The following is a 2,681-nucleotide window of genomic DNA, read 5'->3' on the forward strand; positions in this document are numbered from 1 at the left end:
TTTGTGGCCAGATCCAGCAGGGTTGGCAGCATGTCGACCAAGCTGCAATTTGCGCTGACCCGATGGCCTGTTTTGGCACCTGGTGCACTGATCAACAAGGGCACCCTGATCGAGTTTTGAAAGGGGGTGAATTTGTACCACATGCCCCGTTCACCCAACATTTCGCCATGGTCCGCGGTGAATATGATCACGGTGTTGTCGATGGCGTTGATTTTTTCCAGCGTGTCCAACAAGACCCCGACTTTGCTGTCGAGATAACTGACCATGCCGTAGTAAGCATGGCGAGCTGAACGGATATGTGCCTCCGTGACATGGTGCTCATCTTGACGAATCAGCTTGAAGTAACGTTGGCTCCAAGCATCGCGTTCTTCAAAAGGCATGAAGGGCACTTGGGGAAGGTCGATGTCTGCATCGTCATACAGGTCCCAGAATTCTTTGGAGATGGTGAAAGGGTTGTGGGGATGGGTGAATGACGAGACCAATAAAAATGGCCTGTCATCGTTGCGACGTGCATGGTCAAAGAGCCACTGAACAGACTGATTGGCCACGTCATCGTCGTAGTCCATTTGCAAGGAGCGCACGCATAAACCCGATTCCACAACGCCCCGCATGCTCATTTGACTGGGTGCGTAAGGTTCAATTTTTTTCTCCCAATTGGCTGTCCAGCCGAAATCAGAGGGGTAAATGTCGGTGGTCACCCGCTCCTCAAAGCCGTGTAATTGATCGGGTCCAACAAAATGCATCTTCCCCGACAAACAGGTGGCGTAACCCAATGATCTGAGGTAGTGGGCAAATGTGGGTACCGAAGCAGGAAACTCAGATGCATTGTCAAAAGCCCCGATGCGGCTTGAATACTGTCCAGACATCATCGCAAAGCGGGATGAAGCACAAATCGGGTTCGGGGTGTAAGCATTTTCAAAAACTGTTCCCATCGCCGCCAGTCGGTCTAAGTGGGGTGTCTTGACCAGAGGGTGTCCATAAAAGGGCAGGACGCTGGCGGCCAATTGGTCGGCTTGAATGAACAAAATATTGGGTTGAGAACTCATCGTGTCTTCCGTTAAAGTTTGCTGGTGGTACGGGCATGGTGTTTCTATCATGCTAACTTTAATCAGATTGGGGAATTCGCTGCCTAGGGGAGACCCTAGGAAAGTGATGCGTCGGATGCCAAAATATTTTGAACACAGTGCAAGCCCCCTGTATGCCCAGGTGGCAGATGCGATGCGCGAGCGCATCGTGAAGGGAATTTGGCCGATTGATGCGCAAATCCCAACCTTGCCCGCCTTGGCACTGGCGTTCGGTGTGGGCTTGATCACGGTCAGGCAGGCTGTACAACTTCTTAAAAGTGAGGGCTTGTTGGCACCCAAGCAGGGGCAAGGGACCTTTGTGTTGCGCAAACCAGAAACACATCCCCGCATGCAGGTGGAAAGCTCGTTGCAAGGACTGGCTGAGCTCTACCGGCGGCAGTCCCCACGGTTGATCACATTGGAAGACGGTTTTGCGCTTCCCGAACTGTCTGAAGAGGACGGCATCGCAGCCCCAAGTTACAAATTTTTGCGGCGCATCCATGCCAGCGAACGGCAATTCACCTCCGTGATCTCTGCCTATATCGATGAACGTGTTTTCAACTTGGCGCCTGAGCGGTTTCGCACCGAAACGGTCATTCCTGTTTTGATGGATTTGAAGGCCGTCAAAATTGGGTCAGCTCGACAGATACTGACCATCTCTACGGCCGGTGAAGATGCTGCCAATGCTTTGAACATTTCGGTATCGGCGCCAGTTGCCGAAGTCCGGCGTGTGATCTGTGGAGCGGATGGCACGGTGATTTATGTGGCAGATTTGACCTACAGGGGGGACTACATTCGGGTCGACATGAATTTGCTGGCCTGAGCCTTGGCGCTGGCGCAACAGGCGGCCACTGACAGGAAATCAAGCACAGGCAGCCACAGGCAAGAGAAAGAAAAAACGGGGCCAGTTCGCGCAGCCCTGCTTCACGCCGCTGGGGGGCGAATCAGTTCCAGCCAAGCACCGGCCAGTGCCGGCGTCGCAGCAGCGATGCGGCGGGAGGCGTACCAGACCAAGCCGTCCAGCGTGAACACCTCTCCCCCTGCTTCACGGATCAAGAGCACCCCGGCTGCGGCATCCCAGCTGCCCATGTCATGGGACCAAAATACATCGACCCTGCCCGCTGCCAGGTAAGCGAGCTCCAGCGCCATGCTGCCCGAGCGGCGCACACCGGCCACGTTGCTGACGACCCGGCCAAACTGGGCCAAATAGCTGGGCATGGAGGCCGCTTGGGGCTTGGGAAATACGGTGGCCGCCACGGCCAATGGCAAATGAGCTGTTGGGGCCACTCGCAGGGGGTGGCCGTTCAAGGTGCTGCCTTGCCCCAGTGCGGCGCTGAAGACCTCTTGGCGGCAGGGGTCGGCGATGCAGGCGGCGATGGGTTCGCCGTTAGACAGCAATGCAATCGACACGCTGAACTGCGGGTAGCCGCGCAAAAAATTCATGCTGCCATCGATCGGGTCAATCACCCACAGCAGACCCTCGCCCACCTGTGCCTGGGCGCTTTCTTCTCCCAGAAACCCGTGTGCTGGAAAAGTTGCGGCGATGCGGGCCCGAAGGTGGTCTTCGATGCGGCGGTCCAGCGCGCTGCACCAGTCACCGGCCGACTTGAACTCGAC

General features: G+C 56.0%; 3 protein-coding genes. 1 reads left to right on the forward strand and 2 read right to left on the reverse strand.

The features are described from left to right. Positions 1-1,046, reverse strand: a 1,046-nt coding sequence (gene betC, locus ACIQ3A_RS14890; protein WP_396432508.1) for a choline-sulfatase, incomplete at its 3' end; no start/stop codon positions are given. A gap of 1 nt (position 1,047) precedes the next feature. Between betC and ACIQ3A_RS14895 the strand changes: the two genes are divergently transcribed. Further along, on the forward strand, positions 1,048-1,887 hold the full coding sequence (locus ACIQ3A_RS14895; protein ID WP_396432509.1) for a GntR family transcriptional regulator: 840 nt from the start codon (positions 1,048-1,050) through the stop codon (positions 1,885-1,887). Between the two features lie 101 nt (positions 1,888-1,988). Here ACIQ3A_RS14895 and ACIQ3A_RS14900 read toward each other — a convergent pair. Beyond that, positions 1,989-2,681: inositol monophosphatase family protein (locus ACIQ3A_RS14900; protein ID WP_396432510.1), on the reverse strand; the 693-nt coding region annotated here is incomplete at its 5' end.

The organism is Limnohabitans sp. (assembly GCF_044361985.1).
Taxonomy (GTDB): Bacteria; Pseudomonadota; Gammaproteobacteria; order Burkholderiales; family Burkholderiaceae_C; genus Limnohabitans_A.